General features: G+C 52.9%; 18 protein-coding genes and 1 tRNA gene. 11 read left to right on the forward strand and 8 right to left on the reverse strand.

What is annotated here, in order from left to right; genetic code table 11:
* The first annotated feature begins 272 nt into the window (after positions 1-272).
* The 4 genes from ACYVJQ_RS07025 (at position 273) to ACYVJQ_RS07040 (ending at position 5029) form a co-directional block, all read left to right on the forward strand.
* Positions 273-725, forward strand: a complete 453-nt coding sequence (locus ACYVJQ_RS07025; RefSeq protein WP_460892362.1) for a MarR family winged helix-turn-helix transcriptional regulator — start codon at positions 273-275, stop codon at positions 723-725.
* Between the two features lie 84 nt (positions 726-809).
* A complete protein-coding gene (locus tag ACYVJQ_RS07030; protein WP_460892363.1) occupies positions 810-2087 on the forward strand; it encodes a TolC family protein in 1278 nt (425 codons plus the stop codon).
* 20 nt (positions 2088-2107) lie between these two features.
* Positions 2108-3181 (forward strand): HlyD family secretion protein, encoded by a 1074-nt coding sequence (locus tag ACYVJQ_RS07035; protein ID WP_460892364.1) that lies wholly within the window; start codon positions 2108-2110, stop codon positions 3179-3181.
* A 273-nt stretch (positions 3182-3454) separates the two neighbouring features.
* Positions 3455-5029 carry an MFS transporter gene (locus ACYVJQ_RS07040; RefSeq protein ID WP_460892365.1) on the forward strand — a complete coding sequence of 525 codons (1575 nt, stop codon included), beginning with the start codon at positions 3455-3457 and terminating at the stop codon, positions 5027-5029.
* A 304-nt stretch (positions 5030-5333) separates the two neighbouring features.
* Here the strand turns inward: ACYVJQ_RS07040 and ACYVJQ_RS07045 are convergent.
* Positions 5334-5405, reverse strand: a tRNA-Glu gene (locus ACYVJQ_RS07045).
* A 292-nt stretch (positions 5406-5697) separates the two neighbouring features.
* Between ACYVJQ_RS07045 and yiaK the strand changes: the two genes are divergently transcribed.
* Positions 5698-6681: a 3-dehydro-L-gulonate 2-dehydrogenase gene (gene yiaK / locus ACYVJQ_RS07050; protein WP_460892366.1), complete on the forward strand. Its 984-nt coding sequence runs from the start codon at positions 5698-5700 to the stop codon at positions 6679-6681.
* Between the two features lie 10 nt (positions 6682-6691).
* On the opposite strand, the gene ACYVJQ_RS07055 is transcribed toward yiaK, so the two are convergent.
* Positions 6692-9295, reverse strand: coding sequence for a M1 family metallopeptidase (locus tag ACYVJQ_RS07055; protein ID WP_460892367.1), 2604 nt, complete (start codon positions 9293-9295; stop codon positions 6692-6694).
* Between the two features lie 174 nt (positions 9296-9469).
* Here ACYVJQ_RS07055 and yjjX point away from each other — a divergent pair, with 174 nt between their 5' ends.
* The 5 genes from yjjX to ACYVJQ_RS07080 are packed head-to-tail and all read left to right on the forward strand — an operon-like array spanning position 9470 to position 13744.
* The gene (yjjX, locus tag ACYVJQ_RS07060) at positions 9470-10012 is read left to right on the forward strand and encodes an inosine/xanthosine triphosphatase (protein ID WP_460892368.1); all 543 of its coding nucleotides are present in this window, start codon (positions 9470-9472) and stop codon (positions 10010-10012) included.
* Between the two features lie 16 nt (positions 10013-10028).
* Positions 10029-10790, forward strand: coding sequence for a 5-oxoprolinase subunit PxpB (pxpB, locus tag ACYVJQ_RS07065; protein WP_460892369.1), 762 nt, complete (start codon positions 10029-10031; stop codon positions 10788-10790).
* Entirely contained in the window at positions 10780-11787 is a 1008-nt protein-coding gene (locus ACYVJQ_RS07070) for a 5-oxoprolinase subunit C family protein (protein WP_460892370.1), read from the forward strand. The genes pxpB and ACYVJQ_RS07070 overlap by 11 nt, the downstream gene beginning before the upstream one ends.
* Complete coding sequence (locus ACYVJQ_RS07075) at positions 11784-12557, forward strand: LamB/YcsF family protein (protein WP_460892371.1); 774 nt, start codon at positions 11784-11786, stop codon at positions 12555-12557. Before ACYVJQ_RS07070 ends, ACYVJQ_RS07075 begins: the two co-directional genes overlap by 4 nt.
* Positions 12554-13744, forward strand: a complete 1191-nt coding sequence (locus ACYVJQ_RS07080; protein ID WP_460892372.1) for an NRAMP family divalent metal transporter — start codon at positions 12554-12556, stop codon at positions 13742-13744. The genes ACYVJQ_RS07075 and ACYVJQ_RS07080 overlap by 4 nt, the downstream gene beginning before the upstream one ends.
* Before the next feature lie 244 nt (positions 13745-13988).
* Here the strand turns inward: ACYVJQ_RS07080 and ACYVJQ_RS07085 are convergent, their stop codons facing one another.
* Positions 13989-14588 carry a DapH/DapD/GlmU-related protein gene (locus tag ACYVJQ_RS07085; protein ID WP_460892373.1) on the reverse strand — a complete coding sequence of 200 codons (600 nt, stop codon included), beginning with the start codon at positions 14586-14588 and terminating at the stop codon, positions 13989-13991.
* Between the two features lie 93 nt (positions 14589-14681).
* Between ACYVJQ_RS07085 and ACYVJQ_RS07090 the strand changes: the two genes are divergently transcribed.
* Positions 14682-14963 carry a hypothetical protein gene (locus ACYVJQ_RS07090; RefSeq protein WP_460892374.1) on the forward strand — a complete coding sequence of 94 codons (282 nt, stop codon included), beginning with the start codon at positions 14682-14684 and terminating at the stop codon, positions 14961-14963.
* Positions 14964-15024: 61 nt separating this feature from the next.
* Here ACYVJQ_RS07090 and ACYVJQ_RS07095 read toward each other — a convergent pair whose 3' ends face one another.
* The 5 genes from ACYVJQ_RS07095 to ACYVJQ_RS07115 form a co-directional block, all read right to left on the reverse strand.
* Entirely contained in the window at positions 15025-18270 is a 3246-nt protein-coding gene (locus tag ACYVJQ_RS07095) for a S41 family peptidase (RefSeq protein ID WP_460892375.1), read from the reverse strand.
* A 234-nt stretch (positions 18271-18504) separates the two neighbouring features.
* Complete coding sequence (locus tag ACYVJQ_RS07100; protein WP_460892376.1) at positions 18505-19632, reverse strand: endo-1,4-beta-xylanase; 1128 nt, start codon at positions 19630-19632, stop codon at positions 18505-18507.
* A gap of 172 nt (positions 19633-19804) precedes the next feature.
* Positions 19805-20563: an SDR family NAD(P)-dependent oxidoreductase gene (locus ACYVJQ_RS07105; protein ID WP_460892377.1), complete on the reverse strand. Its 759-nt coding sequence runs from the start codon at positions 20561-20563 to the stop codon at positions 19805-19807.
* 20 nt (positions 20564-20583) lie between these two features.
* Positions 20584-22749 (reverse strand): alpha-glucuronidase family glycosyl hydrolase, encoded by a 2166-nt coding sequence (locus ACYVJQ_RS07110; RefSeq protein WP_460892378.1) that lies wholly within the window; start codon positions 22747-22749, stop codon positions 20584-20586.
* Positions 22750-22909: 160 nt separating this feature from the next.
* The gene (locus tag ACYVJQ_RS07115; RefSeq protein WP_460892379.1) at positions 22910-23962 is read right to left on the reverse strand and encodes a LacI family DNA-binding transcriptional regulator; all 1053 of its coding nucleotides are present in this window, start codon (positions 23960-23962) and stop codon (positions 22910-22912) included.
* Between the last annotated feature and the right edge of the window lie 355 nt (positions 23963-24317).

Here is a 24317-nt window from a genome sequence, read left to right on the forward strand (position 1 = left end):
AATGAAACGGGCCTTTTACTGCCACTTTGTTAAGATCTGGTAAGACTTTCCTAATAGCGGCTTTCAGAGTGTACAGGTAAAAGCTTTATAAAAGGAATATCCCCGGATTTTACGAGACTCTGCTAGCTTCTGAGGTTTTACTTTTAAAAGGAGGCCAAACGAAAGTATAAGTCAAGGGGCATTTAGGAAATGAGAACAAAATAAAAGGAACTATTATAAAAGGTTTGGCATTTAACTATTATACCTTTAACTTTGCACGCAAATTCTAGGAAATGACCCCGAGCCAGAAAGAAAACGCCATCCAGTTCCTGCACCAAATGTCTAAGATGACCTTGGTGCTTAAGGGATTCATGCGCCAAAAATTCAAGGCCCATAACATAGACATCACGTTTGAAATGCTGCAGGTACTTCGGTTTCTGTGGCAGAAAAATAGTGTAAACCAGCAGGAGATCGCGGATGCGATCAATAAAGACAAAGCCAGCCTCACGTACCTGATTGACAATCTGGTGCGCCGAAACCTGGTGCAACGTACCGAAGACGGAAAGGACCGCCGAAACAAAATCATCACCCTCACTAAAGAAGGAGAGAATTTGGAAGGCCTCATCTTGCCCTGGCTAGAGGAAATGTACCAACGGGTAGCCGAAAGCGCTTCCAATGACGCTGTGGAAAGAGGCCTTCGCCTTTTTGAGGCAGTCATTAAAAATTTCCAGACCGCAGAAGAATAAATTTTTTTTGCCAAAATAGTTAAACATTTAACAGTAAAAGGCTTTATGATTAAAAGGCAAATGATAGGAGTAATACTGCTCCTAATGTCTATCACAGCAATACAGGCTCAAGACATAAGCCCCAGGGTTCTGTCGCTGGACGAGCTTTTTTCGCTCGCCGAACAGAATAGCCAGCAACTGCAGGTCTCACGCACCGGCATTGAGATAGCCAACCAGCAGCAGGAGGTGGCCAAGACCCAGAAAAGGCCTACCCTTAGCGCCTCCGCCACCGGCAGTTACCTGGGCAACGTGAAAATCCTGAACCCAGATTTCTCAGAGGCCAGGAGCGTGGAGATGCCCCACTTCGGGAACACATTTTCCTTGCAGGCCAGCCAGGTGGTGTTCAGGGGCGGTGCCATCAATAACAGTATTGATCGGGCTGAGTTAAACCAGGAAGTGGCCAAACTGACCTTTGATAAGAACCGCGCCGATATCAAGCTTTTGCTGGTGGCCCGTTATGTGGACCTATACCGCTTAGAACGGCAGCAGCAGGCCTACCAACGCAACCTGCAACTGGCCCAGCTGCGCCTGAAGAACATCCAGAACCTGTACAAGCAGGGAATGGTGACCCGCAATGACCTGTTAAGAAGCGAGCTGCAGATCACCAACCTGAACATGGCCCTGTTGGAGGTGAACAACAATCTGGCTATTTCCAACCAACAGCTGCGCCAGATTGTGGGGTTGCCCTCTGGCACGCGCATTGTACCGGACTCTACCTTCCTGCAGGCCCAACTGGAGACCCGTGACTACCCAACGTACCTTAATCTGGCCCTGAACCATTTCCCGGATATCAAAGCCTCGCAGGTGAATGTAGACATAGCCGGCAAGAACCTGGAAATAGCCAAGGCCGACCGCCTGCCTACCATCACGCTGCAGGCCGGTAACTCCCTGGTCCGGCCGCTCACTACCGCAAACCCGGCCTTGGACCTGTATTCCCGGGGCTGGAACATGGGTGTGGGCATCAACTACAACATTTCCTCGCTCTACAATGCCCGCCATTCTATTGGGGTGGCCCATGCGCAGGTAACTCAACAGCAGCAGGTGTTGGCCTTGCAACGGCAGAATATTGAGAACGAGGTGAACAGCGCCTTCATCAAGCACCATGAGGCCCGGGAGCGGAGCGTGAGCTTTGCCAAGGGCGTGGAGCTAGCCAATGAAAACTACCGCATTGTAGAGAAGAAATATTACGGTAGCCTCGCCCTGATCGTGGATTTGCTGGATGCCACCAACGCCAAGTTGGACGCAGAACTCCAGAAAGCGAACGCAGACGCAAACATCTTCTACACCTATTACCAATTACAACGCTTAGCCGGAAACCTCTAATAAGAAACTATCCTTTTACCATGTCACAGCAAAAAGAACAAGAAGAACATCATCACCCTAAAAAGCGCAAGAAGGGGCCCATCATCATGAACACGCTGTTATTGCTAGCCGTTGCCGGTGGGCTGTTCTGGGTGGCTACGCTCTTCTTTGATTTCAACAAGAATGAGATCACCAATGATGCGCAGGTAGAACAGTTCATTACGCCCATTAACGCCCGCGTGGGCGGCTACATTGAGGAGATAAGGTTCACCGAGCACCAGCCCGTGAAAAAAGGCGATACCCTGGTGATTATCAATGACAACGAGATCAGGATACAACTGGCCCAGGCCGAAGGCGCTTATCTGGATGCGGTAGCCAACAAGACCGTGACCAGTTCCAGCGTGAACACCGTGAGCAACAACGTGGGGGTGTCTGAGGCTAACATTATGGAAGCCAAAGCCCGCCTGCAGAACCTGGAGGCCAATTACAGACGCTATGAGAGCCTACTTAAAGACGAGGCCGTTACCCGCCAGCAATACGAACAGGTGAAAACCGAATATGACGCCGCCCAGGCCCGCTACCGGGGTTTGCAGAAACAGAAAAAATCGGTGCAGTTGTCTACCAAAGAGGTGACTTCCAGATTGGCTGTGAATGAGGCGAACATCAAACGCGCCTCCGCCGCCCTGGACATGGCCAAACTGAACCTGAAGTACACCGTGATCACCGCGCCTTATGACGGGGTGGTGGGCCGGCGCAATATCCAGGAAGGCCAATTAATCCAGCCGGGGCAAGCCCTGGTGCCCATTGTGCGCGCAGACCAGGTATGGGTGGTAGCCAACTACAAAGAAACCCAGACCGAACATCTGGCCATTGGGCAGAAGGTGGAGATTGAGGTTGACGCTATAAAGGGCAAGAAGTTTGAGGGCCAGGTAACCGCTATCTCAGAGGCCACCGGCGCCAAATACTCGGCGGTGCCAACAGATAACTCCACCGGCAACTTCGTGAAGATCCAGCAACGCATTCCCGTCCGGATAGAGTTTTCCTCCAGCAACCAGAAGTCTGATCTGGAGAAACTGCGGGCCGGTATGAACGTGGAAGTGAAAGCCTTGCTGTAGAAGACCAAACGTGGGCCACATTTTCCTTTTCTGGCCTTGAACGCCTTGCCTGCCTCCCCATTTATGGACGGTGCGTTTTAAGCCTGTTTTCTGAAAAATGGCCCTAAAACAGCCGTTCACTACCCTAAGCCCAGAGCAGGATTGCTGAGGCAAAGACAAAAGCAGCCACCAGATAATTTCTGTTTTGGGCCTGTTTTTCCAAAAGCAGGCCCAAAACAGAAATAGCGAAAAATTAAACCTATCGGCCTGGCGCCGAAATTCTAGAAAGAGATTATGTCTGAAGTTAAAAAAGGCTTGTTCCATGACTGGGTTCCCAAACCCGTGGGCCTGTTGGTGATCCTGTTCCTCACCCTGGTGGTATTGACTACCAATGGGCTTTACACCGCCAACATCTCTGACATGGTGGGCGGCCTGGGCACCATGGCGGAATACCTGACCATGGCCAATTTCGCCTCTTCCATTGGCATGGTGCTGGCCTTCCCGGTTCTATTTACCGTAAAGGGCCAGTTAACGGGACGGCAGATTTTATTGATCTGCCTGAGCGCCACAGTGGTGCTTACAATGGTCTGCGCCACCACCACATCCCCGGGGGTGATTATTGGGGCCAACTTCCTGCTGGGGGGACTCAAAATGTTCTGCATGATTGAGGTCATCATTCCCATTATGATGATGATTAGCCCAGACGGGAACAGGGGACGGTTCTACGCTATTTTCTACCCCGTCAGTATTATAGCAGGGCAGGTATCTGGGTATTTCACTACGCAGTTGGCCTATGCCTACAACTGGCAGATGGTGTATTACTTTATGCTGCCTGGTTTGCTCATCAGTCTGGCGTTGGTTACTATCTTTTACCACAACGAACGTACCATGCCCAAAGCCCCCTGGGTGCCCATTGATTGGCTAAGTATGGTGCTGTTAGGTACTTCGCTCATGCTTCTGAACTACCTTCTGTGCTTTGCCCGGGTAGAGGATTATTTCCATTCTTTGCACATGCAGGGTGCGGGTATAGCTATGGTGGTGTTGGCGCTGTGGTTTGTGAAGCGGCAATTTTCCCTGCCCAAACCTTTCCTTGACCTGACTATTCTAAGGCTTCGTAATGTCTGGGGTTCTTTGCTGCTGGTCTTTTTTGTGGGGCTTTTCATGGGCACAGGTTCTATCCAGAGCGCCTTAACCGTGGGTATTTTGAAATTCAACCCAGTCACCAATGCGCAGATTAACCTTTGGATGGTTCCGGGAATTATAGCGGGAGGGGCTTTCCTATTTTTCGCCAACAAATACAACTGGACTTTCAAACAAATGATGTTGGTGGGCTTTCTAGCGTACACGTTAGGGCATGTGTCGCTCTACGTGAACGTGCATCCTGGGGCCGGGGTGCAGGACTTTTACCTTTCCTCTGTCCTTAAAGGTTTCGGGATGGTGACGCTCTTTGCTGCCCTGGGGCTCTACGCCTCTGATAAGCTCCAGATGGTGGAAATGTTCGCCGCCTCCACGTTTCTGATTATCATTCGATCCTTTGTAGGCCCGGCTTTTTTCTCAGCGGTAATCTCTTATGGCATGTACTATGGCCAAATTGACAACCTGAACCAGCTGGCCCAGAACATGGACGCCCTGAACGCGAACGTAGTGGCCAGATCTTTGGGTGCTGGGACCTTGGGTCTCTACGGTGCCGCTACGGCACAGGCGGTTCTACTGACGGCGCAGGAAATGCTGGGCTACGTGGTGCTGGCGGGTATTTGTATCATGGGATTTGTGGGCCTGTTCCGCTTCGGGAAAGTGAACCGCCGGAAACTAGTGAACATCCGCAAGCGGTGGAGAAGCGTGGTAGCTTTCCAGACTATCACCAGCTAAGCCTTTGGCGAAGGAGATTTCTGGTCACTGCCCTGGTTGAAAAGGCCGCTCTTTCGCCCAAGCCATTCTTGTCCTAGATTCAATCAACGGTAGAAGGGCATTAACTTTCTTTGGAAGAACCTTGAAGGAAATTGAAAAGGTTACCTGAGTAAATAGGCACCATGATCTTTAAGCGGAAACATACCCATATCACCAGCCAAGGGTAAGGACCTTTGATTAAAAGAAGGGGAACAGGGAATACCTGTTTTCTTTGGTAAGGACATAAACGAAAAAAGCCGCTCAGTTTTCACTGAGCGGCTTTTTGTAGTCCGTAGGGGAATCGAACCCCTGTTACCAGAATGAAAATCTGGTGTCCTAACCCCTAGACGAACGGACCATTTTCCGTTTTGATGGTGCAAATATAGAAGTCGCTTTTTTATTTGCCAAACTTCTGCCACAAAAAACTTCAGGTTTTTGAAATAATGGGTTGTAAGGCGCAAATAAAGTTCTGGAGTAATCAACCTGTAAAATTATTACCGCTTAAGGGTAAGCGTTTTAAGCCTGTTTTTCAAAAAACAGGCTTAAAACGGCCGTGGGCAAAAAAGATAGGACGCCGCCAGGGTTGGGCCGTATAAAAGAGAAGATTCAACCTTCTAAAGTGGTGGACCTGGTCTTTTATCTTTTTACCCATGCGTATTCCTTACTCTAAACTGAAATCCGAACTGCAACTAATCTTGGAAGCCCATGGCATGGCCAGAGACCGGGCTTCTCTCTGCGCCGGAATATTTGCTGACAATAGTCGGGATGGGGTGTATTCCCATGGGCTCAATCGGTTTCCGGCCTTTCTGCAGTTGGTGAAAGAAGGGGTGGTGCACGCCATGGCAGAACCAGAACGCATAGGAGGCAACAAAGCCATAGAACAATGGGACGGCCATCTGGCCCCCGGCATGTACACCGCCACCCTGGCCATGGACCGGGCCATTGACCTGGCCAAAGAGTTCGGGCTGGGGGCGGTAGCAGTCAGAAACACCAACCACTGGATGCGGGGCGGCACCTATGGCTGGCAAGCCGCCGAAGCGGGTTGCATTGCCCTCTGCACCACCAACACCATTGCCAACATGCCTCCTTGGGGCGGCACCCAGCCTACCCTTGGCAACAACCCCCTGGTAGTGGCCGTGCCACGCGCCAAAGGCCATGTGGTCCTGGACATGGCACTTTCTCAGTATTCTTACGGTAAAATGCAGGAGTATGCCCTTCAGGAACAGGAGCTTCCTTTGGCGGGCGGTTATGATGAAACTGGTGAACTCAGCCGGGACCCCAAAAGAATAAGGGAAGCGGAAAGGCCCTTGCCCATTGGTTTTTGGAAAGGATCGGGCTTGTCATTAATGTTGGATGTGCTGGTGGCCTCCATGAGCGGCGGGCGTACCGTGGCCCAGATTTCAGGTGAGGCCCAGGAGGCGGGCGTGTCACAGCTTTTCCTGTGCATTCACCCGCCCTTCTTAGATGATCAGGTATGCGACCAGATTATAGAATTCACCAAAACCAGCATGCCCGTCCATCCAGACGGTAAAATCAGGTACCCCGGCGAAGGGACCCTGCAAACCCGCCTGGAGAATGAAGCCAACGGCATTCCGGTAGAAGAAGCCATCTGGAACCAGATCCGGAAGATGTGATTTCCTGCCTTTACTTGGTTTTCTGCACCAGCTTCTCGGCTCTGAACAGGTTATCTGCGGCCTGCAGCACCTTGGCTTTCAGCTTAGGGTTATAATTAGGGTTTTTAGCCAGGAAAGCGCGCACGGTGGCCGCGGCCGAAGGGCTTTGGTAAGACCCAAGCGAGGTAGACAGCCACCCGTAAGGGAAGAAAATATCGCCGGTGAGCTGAATCTCCTCCAGCAGTTCCAGGGTTTGGGGCAGGTATTTCTCAGAGGTAGTGGCCCTGAGCGGATGGTGTAGGTACCCCAGCGCCGTGAGCACCCAGGACTCTTTTTCCCGGTTGGCTTCCTGGGCGAGGGAGGCAAAGAAGGCATCACGGACGGCCACATCAGGAGAAAGCGCTGGCTTCAAAAACTCCATTCTGGCTTTTCTATCGGGGTTGGAAATGCGTTGGGTTTGTTTCTCTAGTAGGTTAAGGCCCGGTTTATAATCGCGTACGGCCAGCGCCATAGCCAGGGAAATGTAATCCTCTTCGGTGAGCGTGACTATGGCCGGGGCCTTCTGGGTTTCCCAGATCTGGTACAATTGGTCCAGCGCTGCGGGGGTAAGGGCAATGCTCTGGTAGGTTTTGAAAAGCAGCTTTTTAGAATTTGGCGCTTTGTTCTGCTGCATGGCTAGCCACAATTCCTTTTCTAGAGCCGGGGCCAATTGGGTGCGCTGCTGCGGGGTTAACAGGCGCCAGAAAATGTCAGAGAGGTGCCCGGTGAGCAACTTAAGATTCAGTTCTTCGGGCTCCTGGGTCAAGCCTTTGCGCGAGAATTCCAGTAAGGCCGATGGCGAAACAGAACGGCCGTTCAGCATGTTTTCATACAAGGCAATGTAGGCCGAGGCCCTGGCCACCGGATCTTTGACCTCGTACAGGTGAGACAATGCTTTTTCATCTGTGGGGAAGACACCGTAGCCCTGCCCATTGGTATTGAACAGCACATATAAAGGTGCCGCCGCGCCCTGGGCCTCCGGAAGGGTGATTTCGCGCTGGTTCATGTTCACAGTTAATTCCTGCACCCGGTCTGGGTACACCAAAGATACCTCAAAGAACTGCGGCCAGATACGGGTAGAACCGTCTTCGGCGCGCTGCGAAATCTGCAGCTTCTCAATTTTCTGGTTCTGGGTTTTTAGTTCAAAGTCAAACACCGGCCGGCCCGGTTCATTGACCCACACCTGATTCCAGGCCTGCAGATCAGTGGGAGTGTGGGCGTCCAGGATCTGGATGAGGTCGGGCCAGGTGGCATTGCCGTTTGCGTATTTTTTAAGGTACTCTTGCAGCCCTTTCCGGAAGGCTTCTTCGCCCATGACCCGCTCCAATTGGCGCATCATGACCGGGGCCTTGTGGTAGATAATGTTACCGTACATGGTGCCCGCGTCCTGCAGGTTTTCCAGCGTCTGCCGGATGGGGTTGGCACCGGTGGTGCGGTCCACGCCGTAGGCCGCCGGCAAATGGTCCACCAGAAACTTGAGGTCAAAGTTGGAATTGGCCAGCGAGACTTGGGTGATTTTATCGGCCATGAAATTGGCGAATACCTCTTTCATCCAGACATCATTGAACCACTCCATAGTCACCAGGTCGCCAAACCACATGTGGGCGGTCTCGTGGGCAATGAGGTTGGCGCGGGAAATCTTCTGGTCCTGGGTGGCCCCTTGGTCCAGAAACAAGGTGGACGCCTTGTATTGGATGGCCCCCACGTGCTCCATGCCGCCATACTGAAAATCCGGGATGGCCACAAAATCAAACTTCTGGAACGGGTAAGGAATCTGCGTGTATTTCTCCAGAAAGGAGAGGGCGCTTTGGTGCAGAAGGAAAACGGAATCCTGGCTCAGGGCAATCTTACTGGGGTCAGTTTCGCGGTGCAAGAACGTGAATTTGCGGCCGTTCAACTCCCGGGCGACGGTCTGGAACTTGCCGGCGGCGAAGGAAAACAGATAGGTAGGGAGGATATCTGAGGGCGCATAGCGTAACGTTTTGGCATCCCCCTGCGCGGTTTCTTCCTGCAAAAGGCCATTGGCGATGGCGCTCCAATCTTTGGGAATGGTAAGGGTCAGTTGGAAAGTGGCCTTCAGGTCAGGTTGGTCAAAACAGGGGAAGACGGTGCGGGCACGGTCCGGCACTAGCAAGGTGTAGAGGTAATCCTGGTTGCGGTTCAAGGACAGGTCGCCGGCGATGAATTCAATCTCCACCTGGTTCTTGCCTTTCGCCAGCGCCTTGGCCGGGAGCACGAGGTGCTCGTTTCTAAAATCAACGGCCACCGGCTGCCCGTTCACCTTCAGGTTCAGCAGATGGTCGGCTTTCTCCTTGAAGTCCAGTTGCAGGTCTGAGTGGGTGTCTTTTAGGTCAAAGGAAAGGATTTCCTGGCCTTTGATCGGCGCTTGCTTAGAGGCAGGAATGGTGAGGTTGAGTTGGTAGGTTATATTCTCTAAGCGGCTTTTCCGCTCCTGGGCTAAGGACCTGGAAACCCCGGTTTCTACCGCCACCGCTGGACGGGAAGAGGAGAGGGGTGTTTTCTGGCAGGCCATCGGCGAAGTCATGGCCAATATTAAGGCGGCTTTTAAAAAGCTTTTGGTAATTTTAGTTTTCATGCTTTCCAAAAATACAAAGTTCTCCTTACTTGCCGGCCTCCTTTCTTTACCAAATGAAAGAGAAGGGTATGGGACGTTTTGAGGCTGTTTTTAGAAAAACGGCCTCAAAACAGGATTCGTTGAGAACAGGAAAAACATGGAACAGGCCGTAGCCGGAAAGTAAAAAACAGTACGATGACCGAAACCCAAAGTAAGAAAATAGTAGTAGCCTCTACTAACCCGGTAAAGGTGAGAGCCGCTTTAGCGGGGCTGCAACGCATGTTCCCCGGGCAGATGTTTGTGGCCGAAGACATTTCGGTGCCCTCTGGCGTGGCTGACCAACCCCTGTCTGACGAAGAAACCCTGCAGGGTGCCCTGAACCGGGTGCAAAGAGCCCGCGAACTGCACCCTGATGCCGATTTCTGGGTTGGCCTAGAAGGAGGCGTTCAATCCATGGGAGATGATCTAGCCTCTTTTGCCTGGGTGGTGGTGCAGTCCGGCGAGAAAATTGGCAAAGCCCGTTCCGGCATATTTTTTCTGCCTACCCAGGTAGCGCAATTGGTAGCCGGCGGCATGGAGTTGGGCCACGCCAATGACCAGATCTTCAGCCAGGTGAATTCCAAGCAGAAAGGCGGGGCTGTGGGTATTCTTACCCAGGGCGTGCTGGACCGGCAGGAACTGTACGTGCAGGCAGTGCTGCTAGCCCTGGTGTCCTTCAAAAGTCCCGAGTTGTACTAACCTGAAACTCTTTCCTTTGGACAACCTGCCTTCTTCGCCTAATCAGCAGCCCCTGGACAACTCACTGAAGTACCGGCTTTATCCGCTAGGTGATAGCGCCCTGGTGGTGGAGTTTGGCGAAAAGATTGCGCCGGAGGTGTTTGACCGGGTGCAGGCCTTCTCCAGACACCTGGCCCTCCATCCTTTAATAGGCATGGTAGAGCAGGTGCCGGCATTTACCACAGTTACGGTTTATTATGACCCTCTGGCCTTGTTCAAAACGGGCGCGGTTTCTCCTTACCAGGCAATGGCTCAGGCCCTAGAGCAGTTGCTGCAGGATAAGCCTCCGGCGGCCACTGCTTTTACGCCTAGCCTGAAAGAAATACCCGTTTGCTACGGCGGTATTTATGGCCCCGATCTGGATTTTGTGGCCCAAACCAACGGCCTTACGCCAGAGGAGGTAATCACCTTACATACGTCCGTAGATTACCTGGTGTATATGATTGGGTTTGCGCCGGGGTTCCCGTATTTGGGGGGCATGGATGAGAAAATTTCAACGCCCCGCAAAGCCACGCCCCGGGCGAATATTCCGGCCGGATCGGTGGGCATTGCCGGGTCCCAGACCGGTATTTACCCGCTGGAGACGCCCGGCGGTTGGCAGCTGATTGGTCGTACGCCGGTGACGCTTTTCAGGCCCCAGGATGCATCACCCAGTTTATTGAAGGCCGGAGACACGGTTCGGTTTTACCCTATCACCGAAGAACAGTTCAGGCACTGGAAGGAGGAACATGAGTCTTGAGGTTGAAAAGCCGGGCCTCCTGACCACGGTGCAGGACCTGGGTCGTTGGGGCTTTCAGCAGGAAGGCGTGCTTGTGAGCGGCGCCATGGATGCCGTGGCCCATAGAACCGCCAACCTGTTGGTCGGGAACCCAGAGGCGGCCGCCACGTTGGAATTCACGGTGTTGGGGCCATCGCTTCGGTTTGAGCAGGACCACCTTATCTCCATCACCGGCGGCGCCTTTTCGCCCAGGGTCAACGGGCAGGAAATTGACTGTAACAGACCGGTTTTAGTCCGGAAGGGGGCACTGCTGGAAATAGGGGCCGCTAAAAACGGTTGCCGGGGCTACCTGGCCGTGGCCGGGGGCATTCAGGCGCCCTTGGTGATGGGCAGCGCCTCTACCTATCTAAAAGCGGGAATTGGCGGTCTACACGGCAAGGCGCTCAGCGAGGGTGAGACAGTGCCTTGTCTTTCCCTATCCTCTACCGATTTTCATTATCTTGAGGTGCTGCAAAAAGGCGCTCAGGAAGATTGTTATGCGCAGGCTTTGTGGTATAACACTCCTGCGGCGGTGCCGATGAAGGCGAAAACCCCGATCATCAGGGTGATGAAAGGACCGGAATATGATTGGTTCTCCCAAGAAAGCCAACGCGCGTTTTGGGAACAGCCATTTAAGATAACTGCCCAGTCAGACCGCATGGGTTACCGGCTGGAAGGTCCGGTATTGGTTTTGACCCGGGAGCGGGAGTTGCTGTCAACGGCAGTCACTTTTGGGACGGTGCAGGTGCCGGCGCAGGGAAATCCCATTGTGCTGCTCGCTGACCACCAGACTACCGGCGGATACCCCCGGATTGCCCAGGTTATCACCGCGGATTTTTCGGCCCTGGCTCAGGTGTGCCCGGGTCAGCAGATTACGTTTCAGGAAGTGACCCTGGCGGAGGCGCAGGCCTTGTACTGGGAACAGGAGCAGCACCTGGCGCGCCTGAAATCGGCTATTGCCTTAAAACTTAGAAAATGAAAGAGCAACTTTCCGTAGACCTGAACTGTGATTTGGGCGAAAGCTTCGGCGTTTACCAGCTAGGCAATGATGAGGCCATTCTGCCCTATGTCACTTCTGCCAACATTGCCTGCGGGTTTCATGCCGGTGACCCGGGGGTGATGAAGAAAACGGTGCGGCTGGCCCTGGCGAAGTACGTAGCCATTGGCGCGCACCCCGGCTTCCCGGATTTGGTGGGCTTTGGGAGAAGGGATATGGCCGTCACCCCAGAGGAAGTGTATGACATGGTGGTCTACCAGATAGGCGCGCTCTCCGCGTTTGTACAGGCCGAAGGCGGTCAACTGCACCATGTAAAACCCCATGGCGCGCTGTATAACATGGCCGCGGTAAACCCTGGGCTTGCTGAGGCCATTGCCGAGACGGTTTACAAAGTCCAGCCCTCGGCCATACTGTATGGTCTGGCGGGCAGCGCCCTCATCCAGGCCGGGCGAGGCCTTGGCCTGCGTGTGGCGCAGGAAGTCTTTGCGGATAGAACGTACCAGGCAGATGGCACCTTAACCCCACGCAAATTTCCCAATGCCCTTATCAGTGACCAGCAAACAGCCGTCAAGCAGGTCCTGCGCATGGTGAAAGAAGGCAAAGTGCAGACGCAAAGCGGAGAGGATATTATCATACAGGCAGATACCATTTGCCTGCACGGCGATGGCGCACATGCCCTGGAATTCGCGCGCATTCTGCACCAAACCCTTACCCAGGAAGGCATCACGCTCAAAGCCATGGCCACCGTATGAAAACTTCTAAAAACTGGAGTGTCCTGCTAGGGGCGGCTTTCCTGATGGCCACCTCGGCGGTGGGGCCTGGCTTTTTGACGCAAACTACCGTGTTCACGCAGAAGCTTGGCGCCAGTTTCGGGTTTGTGATATTGGTGTCTATTCTCCTGGACATTGTGGTGCAGCTGAATGTCTGGCGCGTGATTGCCGTCTCTGAAAAGCGCGCGCAGGAGATTGCCAACCTCGTTTTGCCCGGCCTGGGCGTCTTCATCTCAATCTTGATTGTCCTGGGCGGTTTTGCCTTCAACATTGGTAACGTGGGTGGGGCCGGACTTGGCTTTCAAGTGCTGTTGGGCCTTACGCCAGAGACAGGCGCAATTCTGGCCGCGCTCATGGCTATTATTATTTTCCTGGTCCGTGAGGCCGGTAAGTTGATGGACCGCTTTGCCCAGGTCATGGGCCTGCTCATGATTCTGCTGATCATTTACGTGGCCGTGGTTTCGGCCCCGCCGCTGGGGGAGGCCGCCGTAAAGACCATCTTGCCAGACCAATTGGATGTTATGGCCATCATTACATTGGTGGGCGGTACGGTGGGTGGGTACATCACCTTTGCCGGCGGTCACCGGTTGCTGGATGCCGGAATAAGGGGCGAGGCTGCTTTGCCAAGTGTCAATGCCAGTGCCGTGTCGGGGATTACTATCGCCTCTATAATAAGAGTATTTCTGTTCCTGGCCACCCTGGGGGTGGTAAGCAAAGGCTTGGTGTTGGATGAAGCGAATCCGCCGGCTTCGGTGTTTCAATTGGCCGCGGGCGCGGTGGGCTACAAGTTGTTTGGGTTGGTGATGCTGGCCGCGGCGGTGACGTCTATTGTAGGTTCTGCCTATACATCGGTCTCGTTCCTAAAGTCTTTCCATCCGCGCATTGCAACCCATGAGAAGTGGTTCATCATCGGGTTTATTGCCATCTCCACCATCATCTTCGTGCTGATTGGAAAGCCGGTGCACCTCTTGATCCTAGCCGGTTCCCTCAACGGCTTGATACTGCCCATCACCTTGGCCACGATCCTGATTGCCGCCTATAGGTTCAGGATTATAGGCAATTACAAACACCTGCTTTGGCTGACGGTGCTAGGGGCGATTGCGGTGCTCCTGATGGCGTACATGGGCGGGTATACGCTGGTGCAGCAGTTACCGCAGTTGTTTGCCTAAGCATTGATTCTGCCTTGATTAATAATTGCTTAGGTATCAGCTTTTGTTAACTACTATTCTTTAGGCATTGCTTTTATGCTCTGGCTGGGTTGAACCTTGCCTGACCTTTGGTCAACCTGTTGCCCTTTCTCTTTCATTTGGGCAGTAGGCTGCTCAGCTATCATGAGGTTGACTAAGGCTAAAAGAGGTGTGTTTTTCTTACTTCTTATTTGTTGAATTTGAAGGAGTGAGAAGGAATGCCAGATTATGCCTCAATGGTTTTGATGAATTTAGCGGGCACGCCCCCTACAATGGTATTAGCAGGAACGTCTTTAGAGACTACGGCGCCAGCAGCTACAATAGCGTTTTCCCCAACGGTGACACCGGGTAAGATGGTAGCGGCCGCCCCTATCCAGGCATTGCGTTTAATGAGAATGGGTTGGCAGAGAAGGGCTCTCCTATCAGAGGGATTGGTAGGATGGTTTTCAGTAATGAGGTTGACCTTGGGGCCAAGCAGCACATGGTCTTCAATGGTGATACCTCCCATGTCTAGAAAAGAGCAGGCATGGTTGATGAAAACGTGTTCTCCTATCTTGGTAAACCGCCCGAAGTTGGTGTAAAAAGGCGCAAATACGGTAGTGCTCTCTGGTAGGTCAGTTCCTAGCAGTTCACTTAGTTTCTCCCGAATCTGTTCTACCCCAGTGGCGTTGTTTACGCCTACTATAAGCCGTAAGGTACGGGAAACTACTTCCTGTACTTTATGGTATTGCGGGTCGTCTAGCCTAATGGGCTCTCCGGCTTTCATCCTGTCAAAGATGTCTCTATCAGGATGGGTAACACCATCTTCTTTTTCTACCTCTTCCATCGGCTCTGCTTATATGATTACAATACACAGGTACGTAAGCCTTAGGCTAGTGGGTAAAGTGAATTGAACCGGTAGTTTTGAGAAACAAACCTAATGCGTTCGCAGGGCGGTGAGGTTGGTGCCCGTCAGGAGTTTGAAGTAGGTATTGAAATGGGAGAGGATTCTAAAAACAAGGGCGTATGCAATATCAGCCACTATGCAGTTAGTGTGTTGGAGGAGAGCTCTGATTACTGTATTGATGCGTTAGAGATGTGGGAAGTAGTGGTCTTGCCTGTGACCTCTTTTATGGTTAAGGAAGTGCACGTGCCCGTTCAGTTGGGCAGTTTGGTCTTCAGCTTAAGCTGCCGGGCTATGGTTTCAACCAAAAAGGCCTGAGAATTCTCTCAGGCCTTTTCTATCCTCTACAGACAAAATTCTTGCGTCTTATGTCCTTTGTCTATTTTACTTCTTTCAACAACTCTTGCACGGCGGCTTCCAACTGCTGGTCTTTGCCTTTGGCCACCAGTTCGTACTCGTTGCGCACTTTCACGTCTGGCTCGGTCTGCAGGTTCTCCAGGTAGCGGCCCTGCACGTCTTTCACGCCCAGTGGCGGCACACCCCAGCGCAGGCTGTTGTCCTGCAGAGATTCCCAGCCGGCAAACGTACAGGTACCCGGTACCGGCATACCCACTAGTTTGCCCAGTTTCAGGTTCTGGTAGCTAAAAGCGAAGCAATGACCGTCTGAGTAGTTGGCTTCATTGGCCAGGGCAATACTAGGCTTGGTCCACCGGAAGGAAGGTTCAAAGCCAGTAGAGCGATTGTCAGTGGTGTAGTTCAGGAACATTTTTCCGCTCAGGAACATGGCCAGGTCGGCTACCAGGTCACCACCACCGTTATTACGGGAGTCTACCACCATGGCTTTGCGGTTGGCGTACTTGCCCATCACCTCTTCATACACGGTGCGGTAGCTGGGGTCATTCATGCTTGGTATGTGCACGTAGCCTAATTGGCCGTTGCTCAGGCGGTCAACCTCCTCGGCGTTGCGGCGTACCCAGCGCTTATAGAGCAGGGCGTTCTCCTCTCCACTGGAGATAGGTTTTACGGTGATGTCACGGCGCTTTTTGGTGGCGGGATCATAAATGGTAAGCAGGGTGTTCTTGCCGGCCTTGCGGTTCAGGAACTGGGCGTAGTCTTTGTCTGCGGTAAGGGTTTCGCCGTCTATTTTCTCAATCACCATGCCTGGGTTTATGTCCAGACCTGCCTTTTGCAATGGGCCTTCCATTATCACTTCGTCTATTTTCATGCCATTGCCAGTATGGTTCTGGTCAAAGAAAACACCCAAAGAAGCGGTGGCATCGGCGTTCACGGGCACGTTAGAGAAGCTGGCGCCTGAGTGGGATACGTTCAGCTCACCCAGCAATTCGCTCAAAAGCTCAGAGAACTCATAGTTGTTGCTGATGTGGGGCAAATACCGGTCATAATCTGGCTTTAGGGCTTCCCAGTTGGCACCGTGGAAACCGGCCGTGTAGAAGGTTTTCTGCGTGCGGCGCCACACATGGTCCAGCATAAAGGCACGCTCGGCGGCCACGTTCAGGTTCATGTCACCGCTAATAGCCACCGTTTCCTGCTTGTTGGCGGCGGGGTCTAGTTTGATCACCTTGCCGTCTGCCAACAGGAAAATGTTTTTTAGGTCCTTGTCCCAGTCCATGCTGGCGCGGTTGGCGTTGAGCGTCACGGCCATTTTGGTTTCCTTGGTGCGTAGGTTAGTGGTCCAGAGGTTGAAGCCTTTCTCAAACTTGGCCAAATAATACAATGTCTCGCCGTCTTTAGACACCAGGGCGTCTGAGAGGGTAGAGGAATGCAAAGTCAGGCGGGCCTTACGGTTTTTAAGGCCTTCCCAGTCAATAGGCAAGGAGGCGGGCTCGTCCTTCTTCTTTTTGTCTTTGTCTTTCTCCTTCGCTTTTTCCTTTTCCTTAGCGGCTTTCTCATCGGCTTCCTTGATGAGGGCGTAGTCTTCCTTGCTCATCCTGAACTTGTCAAAGGCCTCCTGAGTCAGGAACATGGCGTAGATATCTGACTGGGCCCCGCCGCTGTTGGCCTGGGCACGCATACCCTCCCGCGTACTGTGCCAGATGAGCATCTTGCCGCCCATCATCCACTGCGGCTGTGAGTCCTGGAATCCGCTTTCGGTCAGGTTGATTTTCTTACCTTTGCCGTCGGCGGCGATGATGCCTACTTCGCCATTGGCGAAACCGGGTTCAGAGAACTCAAACGAAAGCCATTTGCTGTCGGGGCTCCAGGTGAAGTACTGGTCGTTCTCGCGCATGGAAAACAGCTCATTGGTGGTTAGCAGGGCCCGCACCTGCTTGCTGGCCAGGTTGTAGATTTTCAGGATAATGCGGTCTTCTACAAACGCGATTTCTTTGCCGTCTGGCGAGAATTGCGGCTGGTAATTGTCTTTGCCGTTGTCAATGAGAGCGGTTTCCTTCACTAGCGTGGAAGCGTAGAAATACGGCTCCTCTTTACGCTCAATTTGGGCCTGCATGATCTTCCAACCTTTGCCACGCTCGCTGGCGTACAGCAAGGATTTGCCGTCTGGCGAGAAGCTCACGTTGCGCTCCTGCTCCGGGGTGTTGGTGATGCGTTTGGTGGCGCTGCCCTCCACGGCAGAGACAAAGACCTCGCCGCGATAGATGAAAGCCACCTCTTTGCCGTTAGGCGACACGGTCAGGTCTTGGACGCCGGTTCCGGCCACAGGCACTATACGCTCATTGTTGGTTTTGGCATCAGAGGCAATGGTCAGGTTCACCTTCTGCGGCTCGCCGTTAGGGGCCTTGGTGTATAGCTCGCCGTCAAAGCTGAAGCACAGCAGACCGTTGTTGGCGGCCGTTAAAAAGCGTACCGGGTGTTTGGTGAATTTGGTGACCTGGGTACTCGCCGAGGTAGGCTGGTCGGCGGCCATGCGGTGCACGTTGAAGGTACCGCTGGCTTCGCTCAGGTAGTAGAGAGTCTTGCCATTGTCTGCATACACGGGGGTGCGGTCTTCGCCGGCATAGTTGGTGAGTTGGGTATGTTTGCCGGTTTTCAGGTCCAACTTCCAAAGGTCACGGGCCACGGAAGACACATGGTGCTTGCGCCACTGGTTTTCACCGCCTTTCTTGTCTTGGTATACCAGGCTCTGGCCGTCGGGGCTCAGGCGAACCTCCTCGGCAGGTGTGGTGAGTACCTGCTGTACGCGGCCGCCGGTCAGGGCTACTTTGTACAGTTCAGGTTGGTAAAAGGCAGGGTACTGGCGGTTACTGGCGGCATCCAGGCGGGCAGATCCGAAGTACACCATCTTGCCATCCGGGCTCACATCATAGGGGAATTCATTGCTGGAGTGGAAGGTCATGCGCTGGGCCTCGCCACCCGTGGCCGGCATCTGGAACAGGTCAAAGTTGCCGTAGCGGTCAGAGGCGAAGACCAGGGTCTTGCCATCGCGGCTCCAAACGGGCATGAAATCATGGGCTTCATGGGCGGTAAGGGCAGTGGCAGTACCGCCGGTGGCCGGCACCCGGTACAGGTCTCCTTTGTAGGTGAAGACAATGGTTTGCCCGTCGGGCGAAATAGATGGGTATCGCAGCCAGGAAGGCGCATTCTGGGCGGTGGCTGCCCCAGCCGCGCAGGCCAGCAAGGCGCCGGTATACAATAGTTTTTTGATCATAGGTTTTGGAAATTGGCCTTAAGTTACGGAGCTGGCGGGGAATAAGAAAATGTTTCCGGTTGGCTTCTTTCTTTGGAAAAAAGGCCGGCTTTCACCCTCGCGTTTTGAGCCTGTTTTCTGAAAAACAGGCTCAAAACAGAAACCCTAACCTCTTAAACACAGCGGTGCCCTGCAAGTGGGCTGTCCTTAAAACAAACCACCAGCTGGGCACCGGAAAAAACCTTGGGCAATTACTTACTTCTTCTTCACGGCCTGCACTATGGCTTGAAGGGCGGGCTTAGGTTGGTAGTTGCGGTCAAAGATGAGGGGATAGCTAGTACGGCCTTTAATGGGCCAGTCATTCAGCCAGGAATCTTTGTCGGTCACGCCCCAGAGGGTGACGCGGGTGATCTTGTCGCGGTGCTTGTGGAACAGCGCGAAAAGGTCTGCGTACCGTTGCGCCAGTTTCTGCTGCACGTCGGCGGGAAGACCGTTGGTGTACACGTTGTATTTCTTGTCAAAAGCAAAGGTAGCGTCAATGTCGGCGCCCTGGCGATTGCTGGGGTTGGGCAGTACGTCAATGTCCAGTTCAGTAAACATCACCTTGCCTACTTTGGAGAACTTGATAATGCTTTCCTCAATCTGCTGGATTGAAGGGCTTACTAAGCCGTAATGGCCCTGCATGCCAATACCGGTTACTTTCAGTCCTTTGGCCTGTAGGCTTTTCACCAGGGCCAGGGCTCCGTCTGCTTTGGCAGGTTTCCAGAGGTTATAGTCATTGTAATACAGTTCGGCTATAGGGTCAGCCTGTTGGGCGGTTTTGTAAGCGTTGGTCAGGTACTCTTCGCCGGTGATCTGGTACCATTTGCTTTTGCGCAGGGTGCCGTCATCATTGAGCGCCTCATTGACCACGTCCCAGCCGTTGATCTGGCCTTTGTACCTTCCGGCTACGGTCATAATGTGTTCTGTCTGGCGCTTAAGAAGCTGCTCCTTGGTGGCAGGTTGGCCAGGGGCCGATTCAAATACCCAGGCAGGGGTTTGCTGGTGCCAGGTAAGGGCATGGCCTACAATGAACTGGTTGTACTTTTTGCCCAGGGCCACGAAATCATCGGCGGGCTTAAAGTTGTATTTCTCTGGCTGCGGGTGCACACTTTCCCACTTGAGGAGGTTCTCTGGGGTAATGGTGCTGAAATGCTTGGCAATAATGGCCTCGGCTTTAGGGTCTTTACCGCTTGCCTGCGCATAATTAAGGGCAGCACCCACGTAGAAATCCTTTTTGAACGCGTCTTTCAAAGAAGGTTCTTCCTGGTTCATGGTGCCGGCCACGCATCCCCAGGAGGCAATTGCCACTCCGGCCGCAAACAAGATTCTGCTCTTTCTCATGAATAAAATATAGGATAATGTAAGTGAGATAAGGTGTTATGCCAACGTTGGCGTAAAGAAAGCAAATTGTGGCGAGACTTTCTAAAAGGAGAGGATGCGCTTTTCCGTTTTAAGCCCGTTTTTTCAAAAATGGCCTTAAAACGGAAAAGCGTTCTGTCTGGAAAAGCCGTGGTTAAAACCCGATGGAGTTGCCGCCATCTACCGGTAACACCGTGCCCGTGATGTAGTTGGCGCCTTCGGTGGCATAGAAATACACGGCGTCAGCTACATCGGCGGGCGCGCCCAGTTTGCCCATGGGGGTACGGCCCAGGACCTTGTTCTTCCGCTCGGGGTCGTTGTCCAGGGCTTTCGCCGACATGTCCGTAGCAATGAAGCCGGGGGCCACGCAGTTCACCCGTATGCCCAGCGGCGAAAGCTCAGTAGCCATGGCGCGGGTCATGCCTTCAATCCCGGTTTTGGCCGCGCTGTAGGCAATCACTTTGGGTAAACCATACTGGGCGGCCATGGAACTGATGTTCACAATGTTGCCCTGGCCAAAGGGGAGCATGGTTTTGACTACCTCGCGGCTAAGGGCAAACACAGCGGTGAGGTTAGTGAGTAGGATATTCTGGAAATCCTGGTCAGTTACTTCCACAAAAGGCTTTTTCTGATTGATGCCGGCGTTGTTCACCAGAATGTCAATCTGGCCATGCTGCTGTACCAGGTCCTGCACCAACGCGGGAATTTCGCTCAGGTTATTCAGGTCAAAGGCTACAGGCAGGCACAGGTCCCCGAATTTCTCTTTTACATGCCGGAGTTTCTGCTCATCGCGGCCAATGACAATGGTTTTGATATTATGCCGGATAAACTTCTCTACTATGGCCAGGCCCAGCCCAGAGGCGCCGCCAGTGACAATAGCTGTTTTGGATGAGGTTGTATTTTCTTGATTCATAAGGTAATAAGCAATGAATTTTAGATGCCGGGCACAAACTTAGGGTCCAGCTGCTGGTAATAGTCTAGGGTATGCGCCGGTTTTTCCAGTCCCGCGGGAAGTGGCCTTTTTGAAAACGTCTGGAAATACAGCAGGCAGGCGTCCCGCCACCATTTGGCGTCATCATGCTGGATCTTGAGAAAGGTAGTGACCTGTTTGTGCCTTTCGGGGTCTACCTGGTTGGCCAGGCCGGCCCAGGTCTGCTGCATGGCTTTCACGGAGTCTACGCCGGCGGTGTATTTGTAGCAAAGCTCGTCCCAGAGTGTCCTCCCGGAGGCCAGCTTCTGGTCCCAGGCCACGTGGTGGAACCAAAGCAGGTATTTCTCTGGGCAGGTTGCCAGGTCTTGCCATTGGGCCTGCACCTCTGGGGCGTATTGCGCCAGGGCATTGCTGCCGGTTTTAGTGCGGTTAAAGCCCAGGCCTTTTTCATCGGCTTTATGGAAGTAAACCGAAGTCCAGTCGGCGCGGGGTTTGTCTTTGATCCAGGGGCCAGGGCCGTAATGGTGGTTCCAGCCCATGAGGTGGTGCAGGCCCAGCGGCGTCATGTAATTAACCACGGCCTCGCGGGAGCCCATCATCATGTTTTTGATGGGGTTGATCAGCTTGGCCTCATTGGAAAACGTCATCCTGATCCACTCATCCGCGATCTGCTCTGAGGAAAGGGAATGGTCCCAGGCCAGCCGCCCGAAGGTATACCAGTTGGCCTGCCCAAAGGGATGGCTGGTCCAGTTGCGGTCTGTACCAATATTGGCCACGCCGGCCATGGCCGAAAGCGAATGGCCGTTCAGGCTGCCGTCAATTACTTTGGCTACGGTAGAGCCCTTTCCTTTGGCGTAGGTGTCTGACTCCAGGGTTTCCTTGAACATAGGGGCCAGGTAAGCCAGGTGCGTGCCTTGCCCCAGGTATTCCTGCGTGATCTGGAACTCCATCACCAGCGGGGTTTTGGGCATGGCCCCAAAAAGCGGGTGAAAGGGCTCGCGCGGCTGAAAGTCAATGGCCCCGTTTTTCACCTGTACCATCACGTTCTTCCGGAAGGTGCCGTCCAGGGGTTTGAACTCTGAATAGGCCTGCTTGGCGCGGTCATCAGGTACGTTGTTGTCATACACAAAGGCGCGCCACATCACAATGCCGCCTTTGGGCGCGAGGGCGTCTGCCAGCATGTTGGCGCCGTCTGCGTGGGTGCGGCCGTAGTTCTGCGGACCAGGCTGCCCCTCTGAGTTGGCCTTCACCAGAAAGCCCCCAAAATCTGGGATAGATTGGTAGATTTCCTGCACTTTGGCTTGCCACCAGGCTTTAACCGCCGGGTCTAAAGGGTCTGCGGTTTTCAATTTGCCAATCTCAATAGGCGAACTAAAACGGGCGGTTAGGTAAACCTTCAACCCATAGGGCCGGAAAGCATCTGCCAGGGCCGTCACTTTCTTTAGGTACTCGGGGGTAAGCACCAGGGAATTGGCGTTCACGTTGGTAAGCACGGTGCCATTAATACCAATAGAGGCGTTGGCGCGGGCGTAATCTAAATAGCGTTGGTCAATATAGTCGGGTAATTTGTGCCAGTCCCAGAGGGAGAAGCCGGCGTAGCCGCGTTCAACGGTGCGGTCCAGGTTGTCCCAGTGGTTTAGGATGCGGCGGTCAATTTTGGGGCTGCTTTTCAGGGAAAGGCTTTTTATGTCTTGCTGGGTTTGCAGCAGCCTAAGGAAGTGGAACGTGCCGTATAAAACGCCCAGGTCTGTATTGGCTACAATGACGGTGTAGTGATTGCCATTGGCCTTGTGGCTGAGGAGCAGGTAACCCTCAGGGCCCACTGCCTTCAGGTCTTTCTCCAGGCCCAGTCCTTTTACCAGGGCAGACCCGGCAGGGGTGCCGGCCAGCAGTAGGTTTTTCTTGCCCGCAGACGCCTTCACTTCCATGGGTTTCCCCAGCAGTCCGACCAAGCCCTTTTGTAACTCGTTCCTTACAATTTGCAAGGTAGGGGAGTTGCCCTGCACCACGGTTTCCTCCAGCAGCTGGCCGTATTGTTTTAACGTCTCAGGATTAGATACTCTTTTATAGCGCTGCCAAAGTTCATACCCGTCTTCGGCTTGCGCGGTTTGCAGGGTAAGGAACAGGCAAAGAAAGAGCAACGAAAAATAAACCGACTTTTTGTGCATGGCGTCAAATTTAAAGTGGGGGCATTTCTTTTGGGGACGTGTCTTCTTCCTTCCCGTTTTAGGCCTGTTTTTGCAAAAACAGGCCTAAAACGGGAAGTGGTTTTTTGTGCTCACGCCGGTTGGCGCAATAGGCGGGCCCCAGCATGCGCAGTCAGTAGGGTTAAGCTACGGCAGACTTTTTCTTGCTCTTGACTTTGCTTTTCAGGGAAGATTCCCGCACCACCAACTCAGACCGCAGATTAATGGTATTGCTGGGAGCGCGGTCACCGGTCCCTTGTATCTGAAGCAACAGAACCTTAACAGCCATTTCACCCATTTCCTGCCCCGGGTAATCTACCGTGGTCAGGTTTGGCTCAATAACCCGTGAAATTGGGTCATTGTTGAAACCAACGACCGCTATATCGCCGGGCACAGAGATGCCGGCCTGCTTGAGGGCCTTGATGCAGCTTACGGCGCAAGTGTCATTGGACACGAAAAGACCATCTGGCAACTTGTCCATGCTCAGGAGTTTCTTGGCGGCCTCCTCCCCGGCTTCCTCGCTCAGGTTGTTGATGATCACGTTGCTATCCTTAAAAGCCAGATGATGGTCAATAAGGGCGTACTTAAAACCTTTGAGGCGGTCTGCGTAGACGTTGCGTTTGAGGTTACCGGTAATATGGGCAAGATTGGTGCAGCCCTGCTCAATGAGATGCGTGGTGGCCTTGTAGGCCGCCTGAAGGTTGTCAATCACCAGGCTGGTGCAATTGCGGTGGTCTGCCACGCGGTCATAGAAAATTACCGGAATACCGCGGTTGATGAAGGGCTCGAAATGGTCCAGGGTGTCGGTTTCATAGGAGAGGGAAACCAAAACGCCGTCCACGCGGCTGTCAAACATGGTTTTGGCGTTGGCTACTTCCTTCTGCAGGGTTTCCAGGGACTGCGAGATAATCAGGTTATAGCCCGCTTCATTGGCCACTTTCTCCATGCCCGCTATCACACTTGACATGAAGTTGCTGTTAAGCCGGGGAACAATCACGCCAATGGTGTTGGTGTGCTGCTTTCTAAGGTTGCTGGCAAAGAAATTGGACCGGTAGCCCATTTGCGCGGCGGCATCTGAGATGCGCTGCTTGGTCTTTTTATTTACGGCCGGATGGTCATTTAACGCCCTGCTGATGGTAGTAGGGGATAAATTCAACTCCCGGGCAATGTCATATATGGTGATATCTTTTTCCATGCCACTTCCTTCGTTTACTAACAAATATATGAAATCGGTTTCATAAAAACCAAGCAATTTATGCGATTAAAGTTTGGGGAATGTAAGTAGGTGAGGGGATTGAAAATAGAGGTAGATTTAAATTTTACGAATAAAAAGGCTAAAATCAAGCCAAATAGGAAGATAATTACCCTGTAAAACAAAATATCAATGAATTCGGCAATTGGTTCTGAAATTTTGTGACGGCCCTTCTAGGTGCTTGCTTGTTAAATTTGGAATTATGATGCAGGAAATAGGCAGGTTTTTAAAAATTATTTATGCAATCGGTTGTAATGATGAAAAATAATTTTCATGTTTGTAAGGTCACCTAGAGCAA

This window comes from Rufibacter soli, assembly GCF_054781795.1.